Genomic DNA, 16,634 nt, shown 5'->3' on the forward strand with positions numbered 1-16,634 from the left:
AGATCGTCCCGCCGATATTGCTCCCGAGTGATCTTGGTCCAGGGCATCGTGCTCTCCCTCGAATCTTTGCAAATCCGATGGAATCACACCCCACTGAGATCACTCACCCATTTTTCAGTCAGGCTCTGAGGAGCCGCGAAGCGGCGTCTCGAAGGATGCACGGCCCGGCTGGTGGCCGTCGACCCTTCGAGACGCGCTGCGCGCTCCTCAGGGTGACGGGTCTGCAAGGTCGGGCGATTTCCGCCCAATCATCGCCATTTTGCGGGGAATCGGCCTCGGAGACCGGTTTCGTATGGCACAAAACCATGCTACCCGGCTGCCTTAACAGCCAGGGATTTTCCGATATGACCGAGCAGCTTCGCCGCGTGACCCGCGCTCTGTTGTCCGTTTCCGACAAGACCGGACTGATCAATTTCGCCAAGGCGCTGGCCGACCATGGCGTCGAGCTGGTGTCGACCGGCGGTACCGCCAAGGCGATCGCGGCGGCCGGGCTGAAGGTCAAGGACGTCTCCGAGCTCACCGGTTTTCCGGAGATGATGGATGGCCGGGTCAAGACGCTGCATCCAAAGGTGCATGGCGGCCTGCTCGCGATCCGCGACAACAAGGAACACGCCGCGGCGATGGCCTCGCACGGCATCGCGCCGATCGATCTTCTGGTCGTCAACCTCTATCCGTTCGAGGCCACCGTCGACAAAGGCGCCGGCTTCGAAGAGTGCATCGAGAATATCGACATCGGCGGTCCCGCGATGATCCGCGCCGCGGCCAAGAACCATGACGACGTCGCCGTGGTGGTCGAGGCGAACGATTATCAGGCTGTGCTCGACGAGCTCGCCGCGCACAAGGGCGCGACCTCGCTTCAGTTGCGCCGGCGGCTCGCCGCCAAGGCCTATGCGCGCACGGCGGCCTATGACGCCGCGATCTCGAACTGGTTTGCCGTGCAGCTCGATACCAAGGCGCCGGATTTCCGCGCCTTCGGCGGCAAGCTGATCCAGTCGCTGCGCTATGGCGAGAACCCGCACCAGACCGCGGCGTTCTATGCCACGCCGGAGAAGCGGCCGGGCGTTGCGACGGCACGCCAGCTGCAGGGCAAGGAACTGTCCTACAACAACATCAACGACACCGACGCGGCCTATGAATGCGTCGGCGAGTTCGATCCGCAGCGCACCGCGGCGTGTGTGATCGTCAAGCACGCCAATCCGTGCGGCGTTGCCGAGGGACCCGATCTCGCCACCGCCTATGCCCGCGCGCTGGCCTGCGACTCCACCTCGGCCTATGGCGGCATCATCGCGGTCAACCGCACGCTCGATGCGGACGCCGCGCGCGCCATCATCGGCATCTTCACCGAGGTGATCATCGCGCCTGACGCGACCGAGGAGGCGATCTCGATCATCGCCGGCCGGCGCAATCTGCGCCTGCTGCTCGCTGGCGGCCTGCCGAACGCGCGCGCGGTCGGCCTCACCGCCAAGACCGTCGCCGGCGGCCTCTTGGTGCAGAGCCGCGACAATGCCGTGGTCGAGGACATGAACCTGAAGGTCGCGACCAAGCGCGCGCCGACCGACGCCGAGCTGCGCGATCTCAAATTCGCGTTCCGCGTCGCCAAGCACGTCAAGTCGAACACCATCATCTACGCCAAGGACCTCGCCACCGTCGGCATCGGCGCCGGCCAGATGAGCCGGGTCGATTCGGCACGGATCGCCGCGCGCAAGGCGCTGGATGCAGCGGCCGAGCTGAAGCTCGCCGAGCCCCTGACCAAGGGTTCGGTGGTCGCCTCCGACGCCTTCTTCCCGTTCGCCGACGGCATGCTGGCCTGCATCGAGGCCGGCGCCACCGCGGTGATCCAGCCCGGCGGCTCGATGCGCGACGACGAGGTGATCAAGGCCGCCGACGAGCACGGCATCGCCATGGTGTTCACCGGCGTGCGGCATTTCCGGCATTGAGTACGATCTGTAGCCCGGATGGAGCGTAGCGAAATCCGGGGCGGTTTCTCCGCGGACCAAAGACCCCGGATTGCGCTCCGCTTCATCCGGGCTACGAAGCTGTCGTTCCTGCGAAAGCAGGGACCCATAACCACCGATGTTGCTTGGTGAGGGACAACTAGCCCCAGCGCGCCTTCGATGGATCACGCGGTATGGGTCCCGGCCTTGGCCGGGACGACGGCGGTGATCATTCCCGCACCTTCGCCAGTAGCGCCAGTCCCGCGACGAAGAACGCCACCAGCACCGCCATGCCGGCCTTCTGGCTTGCGGTCGCCGCGGTGATCGCGCCGATCAGGAGCGGGCCGATGAACGACGTCACCTTGCCGGTGAGCGCGAACAAGCCAAAATACTGCGCGATGCGATCCTTCGGCGCGAGGCGGATCAGGAGCGAGCGCGAGGCGGCCTGCAGTGGCGCACCGGTGGCGCCGATCAGGCAGCCCAGCACGATGTAGGCGCGCTCGGCGGCGCCCGCGAACAACGCACCGCCAGGCACCGGCGGCGCGACCTGGATGAACAGGACGGAATCCTTGTTCACGGTGAGGATCACGACGATCGCAAACAGCAGGATCACGAGGCTGCCGGTGATCACGCGCTTCGGGCCGAACGCATCATCGAGCTTGCCCCCGATCCAGCCGCCGAACGTGCCGGCGACCGCGAGGATGATGCCGAAGGTGCCGATCCGGATCGTGTCCCAGCCGAACGTGCCGGCGGCATAGATGCCGCCGAACGCAAACAGCGAGACCAGCCCGTCGGTGTAGATCATGTTCGCCAACAGAAAGCGCGCCAGCGACTTCTGCTTCGGCAGGCTCGACAACGATTCCCTGAGCTCGCGCAGGCCTTCGCCGAGCGCCGCGCGCAGCGGGCGCTTCGCCGGATAGTCCGGCGTGAACAGGAACATCGGCGTCACGAAGATGATGAACCAAAGCCCGGTCAGCGGACCGGTGATGCGGTCGCCTTCATGCATGGCGGGATCGAGACCGAACAGCGGCGTGAAGCCGAACAGCGTCTTGCCGGTCTCGGCATTGGCGGCAAGAAAGCCGAGCACGAGAACAAGACTCAGGATGCCCCCGACATAGCCGGTGGCCCAGCCGGTGCCCGACAGCCGCCCGATCCTGTAGGGCGGCACCAGGGTCGGCATCATCGCATTGTTGAACACGGTCGCGAACTCGACGCCGACGCTCGCAATCGCATAGGCGAGCAGCAGCATAGGGATGATGTCGGGATTGCCGGGCTTGCCGATCCACATCCCGCTGGCGCCGATCACGAGCAGCGCGCCGAAGCCCGCGATCCACGGCTTGCGCCGGCCGCTGGCATCGGCGATTGCACCTAACACCGGGGACAGCAGCGCGATCGCAAGTCCGGCCGCCGCGGTGGCAAAGCCCCACAGCGCCTGGCCGCTCGCGGCATCGGGCGCGACGAAACTCGCGAAATAAGGCGCGAACACGAAGGTCGTGATTAGCGTGAAATATGGCTGCGCAGCCCAGTCGAAGAAGATCCAGCTGATGACGGCGGCGCGGCCAGGATAAACCTTGGTGGTGGCCTTCGCGTCACCGGCGTCCGTCTGCATTGTTGCCGTCATCGCGAAAGATATTCCCCAACTCGAACCACAGGCAGGCTTTTGCCGCTCCAATCCGCTCCCATATAGCATGGGCCGGTTTGACTGATACGGCGATGAACAGGGCAGGACATTTCGATGGCGCTGACGGCAACGATGTCGCGACGGCTGTTTGCCGCTCTCCTGGTGATTGGTATCGCGACGCCGGCCCTCGGCCAGGTCCAGCGCCGCTTCTATGAACCTTCAGCCGCGGACACGATTCGCAGCATTCGCGCCGAAAACGGCATGGTGGTGGCGCAGGAGAGGCTGGCCGCGCAAATTGGCGCCGACATCCTGCGACAGGGCGGCAATGCGGTCGACGCCGCGGTCGCCACCGGCTTTGCGATGGCGGTGACCTATCCGCGCGCCGGCAATATCGGCGGCGGCGGTTTCATGGTGATCCATCTCGCCGGCCGCAATGAGGATGTCGCGATCGATTATCGCGAGACTGCGCCGCAGGCCGCTACCCGCGACATGTTCCTGAACGCCGACGGCAAGCCCGATCCCGACAAGTCGCGCAACTCCGCGCTCGCGATCGGCGTGCCCGGCACGGTCGCGGGCCTCGCGCTGGCACTGGAGAAATACGGCTCCGGCAAATTCACGCTGGCGCAGATCCTCAAGCCCGCGATCGATCTCGCGCGCGACGGCTTCATCGTCACCGACGACACATCGGACACGCTGAATGACATGTATCGCCGCATGTCGCGCTGGCCGAACTCGGCCAGGACGTTCTCGCACGCCGACGGCACGCCGCTGCGCGAGGGCGACCGCCTGATCCTGGGCGATCTCGCCGGCGTATTGACTGATATTGCCGAACAGGGCCCGCGCGGCTTCTATCAAGGCGCCGTCGCCGAGAAGCTCGTCGGCGGCATCAAGAACGCCGGCGGCATCTTCACCCTCGAGGATCTGAAATCCTACCAACCGGTGATCCGCACGCCGATCCGCGGCAGCTATCGCGGCTACGACATCGTCTCGATGCCGCAGCCCTCCTCCGGCGGCGTCGTGCTGCTGGAGATCCTCAACATCCTCGAAGGCTTTCCGATGTCCGACGTGAAGCAGGGCTCGGCCGCCTCGCTGCACGTGATGATCGAGGCGATGAAGCGGGCTTATGCCGATCGCGCGCGCTATCTCGGCGATCCCGCCTTCGTCGACGCGCCGACGCAATTGCTGATCGACAAGGACTATGCCGCCAAACAGCGCGCGACCATCGATCTTGCCCGCGCCACGTCCTGGACCGATGTGCGCAACGCCAAGCAACCGCACGAGGGCGACAACACCACGCATTATTCGGTCGTCGATGCCGGCGGCAACGCCGTCAGCAACACCTACACGCTGAACTTTCCCTACGGCGTCGGCCTCGTCGCCGACGGCACCGGCGTGCTGCTCAACAACGAGCTCGACGATTTCACCGCGGCGCCCGGCGCCTCCAACGCTTTCGGCCTGGTCGGCTTCGAGGCCAATCTGCCGGGACCCGGCAAGCGTCCGCTGTCGTCGATGTCGCCGACCATCGTGCTGAAGGACGGCAAGCCGGTGCTGGTGACGGGCTCGCCCGGCGGCAGCCGCATCATCTCCGCGGTCACGCAGATCATCGTCGACGTGATCGACTACAAGATGGACATCGCGGCCGCGGTCGCCGCGCCCCGCATGCACCATCAATGGCTGCCCGACGAGGTCCGGATCGAGCGCGGCTTTCCCGACGCGGTGCTGGGCGATCTGCGCGCCAGGGGCCACAAACTGGTCGAGCCGCTCGGCTACTCCTCCGCGAACTCGATCCTCGTCACGACCAACGGTCTGCTCGGCGCGCCGGATCCGCGCACGCGCGGCTCGGAGGCTGCGGGATACTAGAGCTTGATCCGGAAAAGTGCGTAGCGGTTTTCCGAAAAGATCATGCTCAAACTAAAGACCTAGAAGTGGCAAACGCGGCTTTGCTCCGCCTGCGACATCGCGATAGATTGGCGATCCGCGCACCTCCGGCCGCGGATCGCAAACAGCCGGTGAAAGATTTCTCCGGGGAACGCGCATGAGCACGGCCGAATCCAAACCGATGGAAGTTGCAGAGATTGAGGACACCAGCCTCCTCGCCTTCTATCGCGACATGAACCTGCAGGAGCGGCGCACGTTCTGGGCCTGCGCGTCGGGCTGGACGCTCGACGGCATGGATTTCATGATCTATCCGCTGGTCATCGGCACCATCATCACGCTCTGGAAGGTCGACCCCGGCACCGCCGGCCTCGCGGGCACCGTGACGCTGCTGGCCTCGGCCGTGGGCGGCTGGCTCGGCGGCTATCTGTCCGACCGCATCGGGCGGGTGAAGACGCTGCAGCTCACCATCGTCTGGTTCTCGTTCTTTTCGCTGGTCTGCGCATTGGTGCAGAATTTCGATCAGCTGCTGATCGCCCGCGCGCTGCTCGGCCTCGGCTTCGGCGGCGAATGGGCGGCCGGCGCGGTGCTGATCGGCGAAGCGATCCGGCCGCAATATCGGGGACGCGCGGTCGGCTCGGTGCAGTCGGGCTGGGCGGTCGGCTGGGGCCTCGCGGTGCTGGCGCAGGCGATCCTGTTCTCGGTGCTGCCGGCGGAGAACGCCTGGCGCTGGATGTTCGTGATCGGCGCGCTGCCGGCGCTGCTCGTGTTCTACCTGCGCCGCTACGTCACCGAGCCGGAAATCTCCGCCGCGACCATGGCGCAGGCGCAGGCCTCCGGCAGCGGCCCCGCCGCGTTGTGGGAGATCTTCCACGGACCGATCCTGAAGACCACGCTGCTGGCCTCCCTGGTCGGTACCGGCATGCAGGGCGGCTATTACGCCATCACCTTCTGGGTGCCGCGCTTCCTCACCACCGAGCGCAAGCTCTCGGTGGTCGGCTCGACCGGTTATCTCGCGACGCTGATCATCGGCTCCTTCATCGGCTATCTCGTCGGCGCCTGGCTCGCCGACCGGATCGGGCGACGCAATCTGTTCCTGATCTTCTCGATTGGCGCCATCGCGGTGGTGCTGCTCTACACCCAACTGCCGCTGTCCAACGAGGTGCTGTGGGTGCTGGGCTTCCCGCTCGGCTTCTTTGCCTCGGGCTATTTCTCCGGCATGGGCGCGTTCCTGACCGAACTGTATCCGACCCGGCTGCGCGGCTCCGGCCAGGGCTTCTGCTACAATTTCGGCCGCGGCATCGGTGCGCTGTTCCCGTTCCTGGTCGGCGCGCTGTCGACCACGACCACGCTCGCCAACGCGATCGCGATCTTCGCGGTGGCGGCCTACGGCGTGTTCTTCATTGCCGCCTACGCGCTGCCGGAAACGCGTGGGCGTGTGCTGCATGCGGATGGCTGAGATTGAGTAACGATCGTCGGACTTGCGCCGCTTCGCCTCTCCCCTTGTGGGAGAGGCCGGATTGCATCGAAGATGCGATCCGGGTGGAGGGTTGCGGTCTCTCCATGCAGTATGCCGTGTGGAGAGATACCCCTCACCCCCAACCCTCTCCCACAGGGGGAGAGGGAGCCTGACATGGTGCGTCCCTAACTGGAGGTCCCTGCCATGACGTCGCTCAAAGGCAAGACGCTGTTCATCTCGGGCGCGAGCCGCGGCATCGGGCTGGCGATCGCGCTGCGCGCCGCGCGTGACGGCGCCAATGTCGCGATCGCGGCGAAGACCGCCGAGCCGCATCCGAAGCTGAAGGGCACGATCTACACCGCCGCCGACGAGGTCCGCGCCGCCGGCGGCAAGGCGCTGCCGGTGCTCTGCGACATCAGGGACGAGGTGCAGGTGATGGCGGCGATCGAGCAGACCGTCGCCGCGTTCGGTGGCATCGATGTCTGCGTCAACAATGCCAGCGCCATCAGCCTGACCAATTCGCAGGCGACCGACATGAAGCGGTTCGACCTGATGATGGGAATCAACACCCGCGGCACCTTCATGGTGTCGAAATACTGCATCCCGCACCTGAAGAAGGCTGAGAACCCGCACATCCTGATGCTGTCGCCGCCGCTCGACATGAAGACGAAATGGTTCGAACACTCGACCGCCTATACGATGGCGAAATTCGGCATGAGCATGTGCGTGCTCGGGCTCGCGGGCGAATTGAAATCGGCCGGCATTGCCGTCAACGCGCTGTGGCCGCGCACCACGATCGCGACCGCCGCGGTCGGCAACCTGCTCGGCGGCGACGCCATGATGCGCGCGAGCCGCACGCCCGAGATCATGGGCGATGCGGCCTACGCGATCATCACCCGGCCGTCGCGCGAATTCACCGGGCATTTCTGCATCGACGACAAGGTGCTCTATGCCAATGGCGTCCGTGACTTCGAGCGCTACCGCGTCGATCCCTCGGTGCCGCTGATGTCGGACTTCTTCGTGCCCGACGACGACGTGCCGCCGCCCGGCGTCACCGTGCAGCCGCTGCCGTCACACTAGGCTACACCGCGAACGCATTCAGCGCCGCGCGCCAATGCTGCACGCGCTCCTTCAGCAGCGTATCGCGCACATAGGCGAGCTCCTCGTCCTCGATCCGCTCCAGCGTTTCGAGTGAGAGATGATCCGCGCCGTGGGCCGTCCAGGCGTGCTGCAGCTCGGCATTGCGATGACTGCCCATCCGCAGCGTGAACCAGATGCGGTTCTCGATCTTGTCGAGATCGAGCGCCTGTCCGACCCAAACCTCACCGGTCGCGCGGCAACGGATCGCGAACACGCCGGCGGCAGCAGCGCGCCTCTTGTAGTCAGCGATGGCTTGCTTGCGGTCCTCGGTCTTCATGGTGGCTCCTGTCATCCCGTCGGGCTATTTATATCCGGGTATTATTGACAAGGCGATTATGCCCGGGTAAAAAGTGCCGTCAACCTTCGATGGGACAACCGACATGGACACCGCCGCCTGCTATCTCGAGCCGACCTGGAACGCCGGCCGCGACTTTGCCCAGCGCGAGATCGCGGGCGAGCTGGTGATGCTCAATTTGCTGCGCTTCCGCGCGATCGCCGACTATTCGCAAAGCCCGGAGCTCGCCCCGCCACAGCCGATCGCGGGGGCTGCGGCCTACGACCGCTATGTCGCGCACACGCTGCCGCATCTGCGGAAGAGCGGCGGCGACATCCTGTTCATGGGTGAGGGCGGCTCGTTCCTGATCGGGCCGGAGGGCGAGCGCTGGGATCGCGCGATGCTGATCCGGCAGAAGAGCCGTGGCGCGTTCCTCGCCTTCGCGGTAGCGGAGGCCTACCTCGCCGGCATCGGACATCGCACCGCGGCGCTGGCGGATTCGCGGCTGCTGCCGCTGGTCGAGCTGCCGCGATGACCGCGACTCTATCGGCCGACCTGATACGGCCCGCCCTTCTCCAGCGCCCGCGCATAGGCCGGGCGGGCGTGGATGCGCTCGAGGAACGCGACACACTTGGGATGGCCGTCCTCGAGCCCGCCGCGCGCCGCGGCGGCCTCGAGCGGAAAGCTCATCTGGATGTCGGCGCCGGAAAACTCGCTGCCGGCGAACCATTCGCTCTTGCCGAGCTCGCCTTCCCAATAGGCCATGTGCTGCTTGAGCTGAGGATTGACCAGCGTGGACAGCGCCGTGTTGGACACCTTGCGCACCAAGGGCCGCAGCAGCGCCGGCGCGCGCTTCGGCATCAGCGTGAACAGGAGCTTCAGCAGCAGCGGCGTCATCGCCGACCCCTCGGCGTAGTGCAGCCAATAGGTGTAGCGCAGCCGCTCCGGCGTATCAGCCTGCGGGATCAGGCGCCCGTTGCCGCAGGTCGCGATGATGTATTCGAGGATCGCGCCGGATTCCGCGATCGTGTGGCCGTTGTCGGTGACGACGGGCGACTTGCCGAGCGGATGGATCGCGCGCAGCTCCTTCGGCGCCCGCATGTCGGGCTGCCGCTGGTAGCGCACGATCTCGTAGGGCACACCCAATTCCTCGAGCAGCCACAGCACGCGCTGCGAGCGGGAATTGTTGAGGTGATGAACCGTCAGCATGGGCATCCTCTGAAAGATCAGCGCAATCGGGCGGCGTTTGGTGCCAGCGGGAAACCAGAAAGTCGAGATCCACGCGCCGCGATTGCCAAGAATTATCCGGGCAGTATGTCGCGCAATCTGAGAGGTCTACCATGAATCCTGCCTATGTCGCGTTCGAAGGCGAGCACCGCATCGGGGCCGGCGACCTCCCGGAGGTTGCGCGCGCCGCCAAGCAACACCTCGACCAGCGCAAGGACGCCGCGATCCTGGTGTTCAACGGCCGCACCTCGGCGCTGGTCGATATCGATTTCCGCGGCTCGGTCGACGACGTGCTGGCGCGGCTGCCGCAGCCCGCGCCTGCGCGCGACGAGGAGCCGGCGCCGACCGCGCCGCGCGGCCCGGGACGTCCGAAGCTTGGCGTCGTCGCGCGCGAGATCACGCTGTTGCCACGGCATTGGGATTGGCTCGCGCAGCAGAAGGGTGGCGCGTCGGTTGCGATCCGTAAGCTGGTCGACGAGGCGCGGCGCGCGAGCGGCGACAAGGATCGCACGCGCAGCGCGCAGGACGCCGCCTATCGCTTCATGACTGTGATGGCCGGCAACCGGCCGAACTATGAAGATGCGATCCGCGCGCTGTTCGCCCACGACCGGCGTCGCTTTGCGACGCTGATCGCGGACTGGCCGGCCGATATCCGCGATCACGCGATCCGGCTCGCCTATAGCGATCAAGCGGACTGACGCCCGATGAACTAATGTCGACGGGCAACCGCGAGCGAGCTGCGCCCCCTCTCCCGCTTGCGGGGGAGGGCTGGGGTGGGGGTTTTGCCACGCAGAGATTCTTTCCGGTGGAGAGAGCCCCCACCCGGATCGCATCTGTCGATGCGATCCGACCTCCCCCGCAAGCGGGAGAGGTGCAGCGAGTGTGCCGCCTGATCTAGGACGTACCAGCCAGGTGCCTGGTCAATTTTTGGAAGTTGAACGTGTCCAACCCTCCCTCCCTGCGCAAAGCCTTCCTCGCCTTCCTCGCGCCGATGCTGCTCAGCAACGTGCTGCAGTCGCTGTTCGGCACCATCAACGGCGTCTATCTCGGCCAGATGATCGGCGTCGACGCGCTCGCCGCCGTCTCGGTGTTCTTTCCGGTGATGTTCTTCTTCATTTCCTTCGTGATCGGCCTCTGCGCCGGTGCCTCGGTCATGATCGGCCAGGCCTGGGGCGCCGGAGAGCCCGACCGGGTGAAGGCGGTCGCCGGCACCACCATGACCGTGACGCTGCTGCTCGCGCTAGCGATCGCGGTCCTCGGCGGCCTGTTCGCCCGCCCGCTCTTGATCGCGCTCGCGACGCCATCCGACGTCCTCGACGCTGCGGTGGCTTATGCGCGGATCATGATGATCACGATGCCCATAACCTTCGCATTCCTGCTGCTGACGGCGATGATGCGCGGCGTCGGCGACACCGTGACGCCACTGGTTGCGCTGACGGTCTCGACCGCCATCGGCCTGGTGGTGACGCCGGCGCTGATCCGCGGCTGGCTCGGCCTGCCGATGCTCGGCGTCGCCAGCGCTGCCATCGCCTCCGCGGTCTCGGGCGTGGTCACGCTGCTGTGGCTGCATGTCCATATGCTGCGGCACCGCCATGCGCTGGCCTTCGACGCCGCGTTCCTGCGCGCGATGCGGCCGAACGGCGCGCTGCTGCGCATCGTGCTGCGGCTCGGCATTCCGACCGCTATCGGCATGGTGGTGGTCTCGCTTGCCGAGCTGGTGCTGCTCGGGCTCGTCAACGGCTTCGGCTCGGACGCCACCGCGGCCTATGGCGCGGTCAACCAGGTAATCGGCTATGTGCAGTTTCCGGCGATCTCGATCGCAATATCGGTGTCGATCTTCGGCGCGCAGGCGATCGGCCGCGGCGATTCCGCCCGGGTCGGTGCCATCGTCCGGACCGGGATCGAGATGAATCTCGCGCTGACCGGCGGGCTGGTCGTGCTCGGCTATCTCTTTGCGCGGCCGCTGATGGGCTTCTTCATCGTCGACAATGCCGTGCTCGGGCTGGCGCAGCAGCTCTTGTACATCGTGCTGTGGAGCATGGTGCTGTTCGGCATGGCAACGGTGTTTTCGGGCGCGATGCGCGCCGGTGGCACGGTGTGGATGCCGCTGTTGCTCTCGACGCTGGCGATCGCGGTGGTCGAGGTGCCGGTCGCGATCCTGCTCAGCCGCACCATCGGCGTCAGCGGCATCTGGATCGCCTATCCCGTCACCTTCGCAACCATGTTCGTGCTGCAGATGGCCTATTACGCCCTGGTATGGCGCAAGCAGACCATCAAGCGGCTGATTTGACATCGCGCGCCGCGGCTCACATGATGACTATCATATTCTACTGATGGCGCCTGCGACAGCAGGTCCATGCTAAACAAGCCCAAACTAGACAGGCCGAGGGAGAGACCGCCGTGAGCCAAAATCCGCAATTCCTGTTCGATTTCGGCAGCCCCAACGCTTTCCTCAGCCATGAAGCGATCCCGGCGATCGAAAAACGCACCGGCGTCAAGTTCGAATATGTCCCGATCCTGCTCGGCGGCATCTTCAAGGCCACCAACAACAAGTCGCCGGCCGAGACGCTGGCGGGCGTCAAGAACAAGCCGGAGTTTCAGAAGATCGAGACCGAACGCTTTCTCAAGCGCTTCAACGTCAAGCCATACACCTGGAACCCGTTTTTCCCGGTCAATACGCTGAACCTGATGCGCGCGGCGGTCGCCGCCCAGTTTGAGGGCGTGTTCGAGAAGTATATCGAGGCCGCCTTCCACCACATGTGGGTCGAGCCGAAGAAGATGGACGATCCTGAGGTCGCCGGCAAAGCCATCGCTTCCTCCGGCCTTGACGCCGCAAAACTGTTCGCCCGCGCACAGGACGCGGATGTGAAGGCCAAGCTGATCGAATATACCTCATCCGCCGTCGAGCGCGGCGCGTTCGGCTCGCCGACCTTTTTCGTCGGCAACGAGATCTTCTTCGGCAAGGAGCAGCTGCGCGAAGTCGAGGAAATGGTATCGGGAAAGTGAGATGAGCGAATGGCCAATAGCGAGTAGCGAATAGTCGAACAGTATCCTTATCTATTCGCTACTCCCTATTCGCTCGCCTCCTCGGGCAACAACAAAGAAGGACAAATTCCCATGCGCGTTCTCGTGGTCGGCGCCGGTGCGATCGGCGGTTATTTCGGTGGCCGGATGCTTCAGGCCGGCCGCGACGTCACCTTCCTGGTGCGCCCTCGTCGCGCTTCCGAGCTCGCCTCCGCCGGGCTCGTGATCAAGAGCCCGAACGGCGATGTCACGCTGAACAACCCGCCGACCGTGCAGGCCGACAAGCTGTCGGACAAGTTCGACGTCGTGCTGTTGAGCTGCAAGGCGTTCGATCTCGAGGATGCGATCAAGTCGTTTGCGCCCGCCGTCGGCGACAAGACCGCGATCATCCCGCTGCTCAACGGCATGCTGCATCTCGATGCGCTCGACAAGACGTTCGGCGCTCAGCATGTACTCGGCGGTCTGTGCGCGATCGCGGCGACGCTGAACGAGAAACGCGAGGTGGTGCAGCTGCAGCCGATGCAGTCGCTCGGCTTCGGCGAGCGCGCCGGCGGCCTGTCGGACCGGGTGCGCGCGATCGCTGAAACTTTCTCGGCGATCAACGGCGCCAACGCCAGCGAGCATGTGATGCAGGACATGTGGGAGAAATGGGTGTTCCTGGCCTCGCTCGCCGCCTCCACCAGCCTGATGCGGACCTCGGTCGGCAACATCCTGGCCGCGCCCGGCGGCAAGGATTTCCTGCTCGGCATCCTCGACGAATGCAGCGCGATCGCCGCCGACGCCGGCCATGCCCCGGGCGGCCCGTTCTTCCAGCGCACCCGCGGGCTCCTGACCACCGAGGGCTCACCGATGACCGCATCGATGTTCCGCGACATCAAGGCGGGGCTGCCGGTCGAGGCCGATCACGTGATCGGCGACCTGATCGTGCGCGCCGACGCCGCCAAGATTCCGGTGCCGAAGCTGCGCACGGCCTACACGCATCTCAAGGCGTATGAGAAGCAGCGGGCTGGGTGAACTTGTAGCCCGGATGGAGCGGAGCGAAATCCGGGAATCATCTCGCGGCAAATAGAGCGCCCCGGATTGCGCTGCGCTCCATCCGGGCTACGCACTTTTTTGCGGCTACAAATGCGCCAGATAATGCGCGAGCGCGGTGATCTCCTCGTCGCTCAGCGGATAGGCGACATCGGCCATCGCGGCCTGGGCGCCGCCGGAGCGCTGGCCCGACTTGTAATCGTGCAGCGCCTTGACGAGATATTCCTCACGCTGCCCGGCGACGCGGGCCACCGCCTTGGTGCCGGCAAACGTATCGCCATGGCATGAGGCGCAGCGACGGCCGGCGGCGGCCTGCTTGCCCTTTTCGGACAAGTCGGGATTGTCGTCCTTGCCGCCCTTGAACGGCGTCAACGACGCGAAATAAGCGCCGAGATTGCGGATGTCGTCGTTGTTGAGCTGCTCGACGATCGGCTGCATCTGCTCGTTCTTGCGCGCGCCGGCGCGGAAGAACACCAGCTGCCATTGAACGTACTGGTCGAGCTGGCCGGCGAGCGAGGGAATGTTCTCGGTCTGCGAGATGCCGTTGTCGCCGTGACAAGCGGCGCAGAGTTCGGCCTTCGCCTTGCCGGCGGCGACGTCGGCGGCATTGGCAAGAGGAGTCATCGCGATTGCCGAGGCGAGCAGAACTCCGAGGGTCACAACGCGCATTGCCAGTTTTCTCCGTGTGTCATTGCCGGGCTTGGCCCGGCAATCCATCTGGCTTGCAGAAGGGTTTTTGTTTGGATGGATGCCCGGATCAAGTCCGGGCATGACGAGTCTGTTCCGTCGTTGGGCTTGCCGAACCACGTAAACGGGGCTGCGGGTCCCTGATCGGCCACCGCAGCCCCGCATTGTTTCAACCGTTACTTCTTGCTGTAGCTGATGCGATAGATCGCACCGGCCCAGTCGTCGGCGACGAGGATCGAGCCATCCTTGTCGAGCAGGATGTCGGCGGGACGGCCGAGATAGCCCTGGTCACCCTCGATCCAGCCGTCGGCGAAGATTTCCTGCTTGGCGTTCTTGCCGTCGGGACTCGCGGTGATCTTCACGATGCGGCCGCCCTGGTACTTATGCCGGTTCCAGGAGCCGTGCTCGGCGATCAGGATGCTGTTCTTGTACTCGGCCGGGAACTGGCTGCCGGTATAGAACTTCATGCCGAGCGGCGCGACGTGCGCACCGAGATTGTAGACCGGCGGGGTGAACTCCGAGCACTTGTGACCCATCGCGAACTTGGTGTCCGGCAGGTTGCCCTGGTGGCAATAGGGATAGCCGAAGTGCTCGCCGATCTTCGAGATCATGTTGAGCTTGTCGCTCGGCAGATCGTCGCTGATCCAGTCGCGGGCATTCTCGGTGAACCAATACTTGCCGGTGCGCGGATCGACGTCGCCGCCGACCGAGTTGCGCACGCCAAGCGCCCAGATCTCCGCGTTGCCGGTCTTCGGATCGACGCGGCGGATCTGCGACACCGAGGTCGGCGGGATGCCGATGTTGAAGGGCGGTCCGAACGGAATGTAGAACCAGCCTTCCTTGTCGACGGCAATGTATTTCCAGCCATGCGCCGCGTAGGACGGCATGTCGTCATACACCACCTTGCCGCTGCCGAGATTGTCGAGATTGGCTTCGGCATTGTCGTACTTGATCAGCTTGTCGACCGCGATGACGTAGAGCGCGCCGTCGCGGAAGGCGAGGCCGGTCGGCATGTTGAGGCCCTTGAGGATGGTCTTGACCTCTTTCTTGCCGTTGTTGTCCTTGATCGCGTAGACGTTGCCGAGCCCGAACGAGCCGACGAACAGCGTGCCCTTGTCGCCCCAGGCCATCTGCCGCGCCGCGAGCACGTTCGAGGCATAGACCTCGATCTTGAAGCCCGGCGGCAGCTTGATCTTCTTCATCATCGCCGCGAGTTCGGAATCGGACGCGCCGGTCGGCGGACCGGACGGCGGGGCAAGGCCCTTCTGCGCTTCGGTCTCGTCGCCGAGGAACCAGTCATCCGGCGGATGGGTCCAGAATTCCTTGGTGCCCGATTCGTACTTCTTCAGCGCACGATTCTTGTCTGTCTGTTGCTGCGCACTGGCGAAGGTCGTCCCCGCCAGCAGCGCGATCGCCGCGAACGCAAGTATTGATCGATTGAAAGCGGATTTCATCGCGTCACTCCCCTACGCAAGCCGTTGCAGCTTGCCTGTTATTGATTTTGAACGCCCTGAGAGATGATGGTGGCGGTCTGTGAGGTAGGTCAGACGGCAAAATGGTAGCACATCCATCGAGGCTGAAAAGCGCGTGGAGCTGTGTGCGCTGCGTCAAAACTAGTTGAGACGATATTTGAGACGAAATTTTCCTGAGCAGCCTGCCTGATAACAAGGCATTCTGCACCGCAGCGTGATATTCGAATGAAGCTAACGCTCGTGATCGCCTCTATCGCGACGACAGGCGCGCCAGACCGAGCGCTTGCGCCTTGGCCTTCGACAGCGGCCTGAACAACACGCTGCGGCGCTGCCCGCTCGTGATCGCCGCGATCTTGAAGCCGTCATCGGCGGCGATGATGTCGCCGGTCCGAAGCGTCATGTCGTCCTCGATCGCAATCGGCGACAGGCCGGTGGACGCGCCGGCGCTGCAGGAGCATTGCGGCACCATCTCGCGCTGGAAGCGGAATGCATTGGCGAGCGCCTTGTAGGTCTCGCCCGCTTCGGTTCTGGCGCTGTCGATATCGGAGCCGGAGTACAGCTTCACCTCGGCAGCGGGACAGGCCGCCTCGCATGCCTTGACGTCCGCCGTCACGCTGACGCGCGGCAGCGGAAAGAAGCGGCCGTCGCAGGTCCTGACGCAGAAGTTTTGCTGGCCGCCGCGGTGCGACCGCGTCGTGATGTAGACCCGCGCTCGCGGCCGTTCGGCCGGCTCGAAGTCAGGCGCCGGCCCAAAGCCAGGCATGGGAGAGAAGCTCGGCGCCGGGGCATACGCCGAGTCGCTCGGCAATTGCTGCGCTGATGCGCCCGAACATGCCCAGACGCCGACCAGCACGACCAGCGCAGCAATATTTGCGCGAGCCAAGCGGCG

Annotated in this window: 15 protein-coding genes; 9 read left to right on the forward strand and 6 right to left on the reverse strand. The window is 65.0% G+C overall.

The window, feature by feature from the left end; all coding sequences use genetic code 11:
* Positions 1 to 344 precede the first annotated feature (344 nt).
* Positions 345 to 1,937, forward strand: coding sequence for a bifunctional phosphoribosylaminoimidazolecarboxamide formyltransferase/IMP cyclohydrolase (gene purH, locus I6F38_RS22770; protein WP_225161873.1), 1,593 nt, complete (start codon positions 345 to 347; stop codon positions 1,935 to 1,937).
* Positions 1,938 to 2,163: 226 nt separating this feature from the next.
* On the opposite strand, the gene I6F38_RS22775 is transcribed toward purH, so the two are convergent.
* Positions 2,164 to 3,543, reverse strand: a complete 1,380-nt coding sequence (locus I6F38_RS22775; RefSeq protein WP_225161874.1) for an MFS transporter — start codon at positions 3,541 to 3,543, stop codon at positions 2,164 to 2,166.
* A gap of 126 nt (positions 3,544 to 3,669) precedes the next feature.
* Here I6F38_RS22775 and ggt point away from each other — a divergent pair, with 126 nt between their 5' ends.
* From ggt to I6F38_RS22790, 3 genes are all read left to right on the forward strand, one after another.
* Complete coding sequence (ggt, locus tag I6F38_RS22780; protein ID WP_225161875.1) at positions 3,670 to 5,415, forward strand: gamma-glutamyltransferase; 1,746 nt, start codon at positions 3,670 to 3,672, stop codon at positions 5,413 to 5,415.
* A gap of 175 nt (positions 5,416 to 5,590) precedes the next feature.
* Entirely contained in the window at positions 5,591 to 6,889 is a 1,299-nt protein-coding gene (locus I6F38_RS22785) for an MFS transporter (protein ID WP_225161876.1), read from the forward strand.
* Positions 6,890 to 7,093: 204 nt separating this feature from the next.
* Positions 7,094 to 7,969 carry an NAD(P)-dependent oxidoreductase gene (locus I6F38_RS22790; RefSeq protein WP_225161877.1) on the forward strand — a complete coding sequence of 292 codons (876 nt, stop codon included), beginning with the start codon at positions 7,094 to 7,096 and terminating at the stop codon, positions 7,967 to 7,969.
* Position 7,970: 1 nt separating this feature from the next.
* On the opposite strand, the gene I6F38_RS22795 is transcribed toward I6F38_RS22790, so the two are convergent.
* Entirely contained in the window at positions 7,971 to 8,306 is a 336-nt protein-coding gene (locus I6F38_RS22795; protein WP_225161878.1) for a GIY-YIG nuclease family protein, read from the reverse strand.
* Positions 8,307 to 8,409: 103 nt separating this feature from the next.
* Here I6F38_RS22795 and I6F38_RS22800 point away from each other — a divergent pair, with 103 nt between their 5' ends.
* On the forward strand, positions 8,410 to 8,838 hold the full coding sequence (locus I6F38_RS22800; protein ID WP_225161879.1) for a DUF1330 domain-containing protein: 429 nt from the start codon (positions 8,410 to 8,412) through the stop codon (positions 8,836 to 8,838).
* Positions 8,839 to 8,846: 8 nt separating this feature from the next.
* On the opposite strand, the gene I6F38_RS22805 is transcribed toward I6F38_RS22800, so the two are convergent.
* Positions 8,847 to 9,512 (reverse strand): glutathione S-transferase, encoded by a 666-nt coding sequence (locus I6F38_RS22805; RefSeq protein WP_225161880.1) that lies wholly within the window; start codon positions 9,510 to 9,512, stop codon positions 8,847 to 8,849.
* Positions 9,513 to 9,643: 131 nt separating this feature from the next.
* Between I6F38_RS22805 and I6F38_RS22810 the strand changes: the two genes are divergently transcribed.
* From I6F38_RS22810 to panE, 4 genes are all read left to right on the forward strand, one after another.
* Positions 9,644 to 10,228, forward strand: coding sequence for a DUF2239 family protein (locus tag I6F38_RS22810; RefSeq protein WP_225161881.1), 585 nt, complete (start codon positions 9,644 to 9,646; stop codon positions 10,226 to 10,228).
* A gap of 293 nt (positions 10,229 to 10,521) precedes the next feature.
* Positions 10,522 to 11,820: an MATE family efflux transporter gene (locus tag I6F38_RS22815; protein ID WP_225161932.1), complete on the forward strand. Its 1,299-nt coding sequence runs from the start codon at positions 10,522 to 10,524 to the stop codon at positions 11,818 to 11,820.
* Positions 11,821 to 11,930: 110 nt separating this feature from the next.
* Entirely contained in the window at positions 11,931 to 12,536 is a 606-nt protein-coding gene (locus I6F38_RS22820; protein WP_038382800.1) for a 2-hydroxychromene-2-carboxylate isomerase, read from the forward strand.
* A 111-nt stretch (positions 12,537 to 12,647) separates the two neighbouring features.
* Positions 12,648 to 13,568: a 2-dehydropantoate 2-reductase gene (panE, locus tag I6F38_RS22825; protein ID WP_225161882.1), complete on the forward strand. Its 921-nt coding sequence runs from the start codon at positions 12,648 to 12,650 to the stop codon at positions 13,566 to 13,568.
* A 105-nt stretch (positions 13,569 to 13,673) separates the two neighbouring features.
* Here panE and I6F38_RS22830 read toward each other — a convergent pair whose 3' ends face one another.
* The 3 genes from I6F38_RS22830 to I6F38_RS22840 form a co-directional block, all read right to left on the reverse strand.
* Entirely contained in the window at positions 13,674 to 14,255 is a 582-nt protein-coding gene (locus I6F38_RS22830) for a c-type cytochrome (RefSeq protein ID WP_225161883.1), read from the reverse strand.
* 194 nt (positions 14,256 to 14,449) lie between these two features.
* Positions 14,450 to 15,727 (reverse strand): PQQ-dependent sugar dehydrogenase, encoded by a 1,278-nt coding sequence (locus I6F38_RS22835; protein WP_225161884.1) that lies wholly within the window; start codon positions 15,725 to 15,727, stop codon positions 14,450 to 14,452.
* Between the two features lie 268 nt (positions 15,728 to 15,995).
* The gene (locus tag I6F38_RS22840; protein ID WP_225161885.1) at positions 15,996 to 16,628 is read right to left on the reverse strand and encodes a DUF2865 domain-containing protein; all 633 of its coding nucleotides are present in this window, start codon (positions 16,626 to 16,628) and stop codon (positions 15,996 to 15,998) included.
* Positions 16,629 to 16,634: the final 6 nt, after the last annotated feature.

It is taken from the genome of Bradyrhizobium sp. BRP56, from assembly GCF_020194035.1.
GTDB classification, from domain to species: Bacteria; Pseudomonadota; Alphaproteobacteria; order Rhizobiales; family Xanthobacteraceae; genus Bradyrhizobium; species Bradyrhizobium australafricanum.